A 2,720-nucleotide genomic window follows, 5' to 3' on the forward strand; every position below is an offset into this window, starting at 1 on the left:
GCCCGACCCGCCCCGGACGGCAGCCCGCGCCGGGCGCGTCCGGCGCCCCGGGCCACCGGCCGGGCACCGGGTCAGGCCGGCGGCTCGTGCTTGTGCCGCTCGTCGGAGGTGACCTCCGCGGGCCCGGGACCGATCCGGATCTCGAAGTCCCCGTCGTACTTGGCATGCCCCTGGATGACCGCGCTCTCGACGGCTTCCACGCCGAACTCCCGGCGGACGATCATCGGGTCGCGCCGCAGGTCCCGCATCAGGGACACGCACATGCCGATCATCACGAGGGTGAACGGAGCGGCCACCAGGATGGTGAGGTTCTGCAGGCCCGCCAGCGCGTCGCCCTGCCCGTTGCCGATGAGCAGCATGACGGCCGCCACCGCGCCGGTGACGACTCCCCAGAAGACGACGACCCACTTGGCGGGTTCCAGCACACCCTTCTGGGAGAGGGTGCCCATGACGATCGACGCGGCGTCGGCACCGGAGACGAAGAAGATGCTGACCAGCACCATGACGAGGATGCTCATCACCGTGGCGATCGGGAATTCCCGGAGCACGCCGAAGAGCTGCGCCTCCGGGGTGGTCCCGACGCCGCCGAGCCGGCCGGCCTCCTGCAGCCGGATCGCCGAACCACCGAAGATCGCGAACCAGATGAGGCTGACCGCACTGGGCACGAGCATGACCCCGCCCACGAACTGACGGATGGTCCGGCCGCGGCTGATCCTGGCGATGAACATGCCGACGAAGGGCGTCCAGGAGATCCACCAGGCCCAGTAGAAGACCGTCCAGCTGGCGAGCCAGTCCGCCACCTCGCCCTCGCCGGTGGCCTCGGTGCGGCCGGCGAGCTGGGGCAGTTCGCCGAAGTACGAGGCGATCGACGTGGGCAGCAGGTCGAGCACGATGATCGTGGGGCCCGCGACGAAGACGAACACGGCCAGGACGAGCGCCAGCACCATGTTGATGTTGGACAGCCACTGGATCCCCTTCTCGACCCCCGTGACCGCGGAGAAGACGAAGGCGGCGGTGAGGACGCCGATGATCACGATCAGGAGGCCGGTGCCCGTCTTCTCCATCCAGTTCAGCTCCTGGAAGCCGCTGCCCACCTGGAGCGCTCCGAGGCCCAGAGAGGTCGCGGAGCCGAAGAGGGTCGCGAAGATGGCCAGGATGTCGATGACCCGGCCGCCGCCCCCGTGCGCGTGCCGTTCCCCGATCAGCGGCTCGAACACCGCGCTGATGGTCTGCCGCCGCCGCTTGCGGTAGGTGCTGTACGCGATGGCGAGCCCCACCACGGCGTAGATCGCCCAGGGGTGCAGCGTCCAGTGGAAGAGCGTGGTCGCCATGGCCGTCTGCATCGCCTCGGCGGCGTCGGCGGGGTGGGTGCCGGGCGGCGGATTGACGAAGTGGGCCAGCGGCTCGCTCACTCCGTAGAACATCAGGCCGATGCCCATACCGGCGCTGAACATCATGGCGACCCAGGAGACGGTCCGGAACTCCGGCTCCTCGCCCTCCTGGCCGAGCGAGATCGTCCCGTACCGGCTGATCGCCAGCCAGAGGGCGAAGACGACGAAGCCGGAGGCGGCCAGCATGAAGGCCCAACCACCGTTGTGGATGAGCCCTTTGAGCAGGCTGTTGGAGACGCTCTCCAGGGATTCGGTGGCCGTGGACCCCCAGACCACGAAAGCGACGGTGAGTACCGCCGTGACCCCGAAGACCACGCGGTCGGTGGTGGGCCGCCGGCCGTGGTCCGGCTCGGCGGGCAGGTCGGCCGTGACGGCCGGCAGCTCCCCCTGTCCGCCCGGTCCCTGCTCGTCGTGTGACACAGATGGCACCTTTCACGCAGTGCGAAGTTTCGCTCCCCGTAGGCAGTACCACATACGGCCCTGCTGACACGGGATCAACAAGCGGTATCGGCTCGACCGTCTGTGAGGTGAAATGCCGCCCGCTCGTCCAGCAGCAGCGGAATCAGCGCCCGGGCAGGCTGCCGCAGCGATACGTACACTCCCGCGCCGTCAGGGCGGGAGACGACTGCGTGCAGAGCGAGTTCGTCGCCGGCGTCCGCGTACTGCGCGGCGTCGAGCCGGTATCCGCAGGGTGGGTCCCGAAGAACCCCACCGGGGGCGCCGGGCGCGTCGGCGGCTCCGCCCAGGAACACCGGGCCCCGGCCGGCGGAGGCCTCGCGGCGGGCGGCCCCGGTCGCGGACGTGACGAGCCCGCGGCGTTCCCCGACGAAGGAGAGCACACCTTGCAGCGCGGCGCGCTGGGAGCGGACCCCGCGCCGCCGGACGAGCGCGTGGTCGGCCCGTTCGGCGGTGGTGCGGGGATCGGTGCGGGACTCGACGAGCAGGCCCACCGCGTGCTTGACGCCCGCGATGTTGCGCAGGATCCGCTCCTGGCCGTCGCCCGCCGTCCGCCCGGCCGGTGCCCGGGTGACGGGACCGGCCGGCATGCCGTAGTGGCCGCCGCTGAACCCGGCCGCGGCCGCCGCCGGCCTCACGTAGTCGTCGGTCAGCCTCCGCGCGGCGTCGAGGACCGCGGGTGCGGTGTTGCCGTTGCGGGGCCACAGGACGAGCAGGTCCTCGTCCTGGTACGGCGGCGCGGCACGGTACTCGTGCAGGTCCACGACCACAGCGGGCCGCCGGTCGCGGATCACCCGGGCGACGGCCCGGCCCTCCGCCGTGCGCAGGGCGACGTGGTCGCGGTTGACGTCGACGCCGTCGGCGTTGCCCCGG

At 71.5% G+C, this 2,720-nt stretch carries 2 protein-coding genes; both read right to left on the minus strand.

Annotated elements, in window-relative coordinates; all coding sequences use genetic code 11:
* Nucleotides 1-71: 71 nt before the first annotated feature.
* The gene (locus ABZ371_RS31390; RefSeq protein WP_358686073.1) at nt 72-1,811 is read right to left on the minus strand and encodes a BCCT family transporter; all 1,740 of its coding nucleotides are present in this window, start codon (nt 1,809-1,811) and stop codon (nt 72-74) included.
* A 74-nt stretch (nt 1,812-1,885) separates the two neighbouring features.
* On the minus strand, nt 1,886-2,720 hold an 835-nt coding region (locus ABZ371_RS31395; protein ID WP_358686075.1), incomplete at its 5' end, for a carboxypeptidase.

This window comes from Streptomyces sp. NPDC005899 (genome assembly GCF_040629645.1).
Taxonomy (GTDB): Bacteria; Actinomycetota; Actinomycetes; order Streptomycetales; family Streptomycetaceae; genus Streptomyces.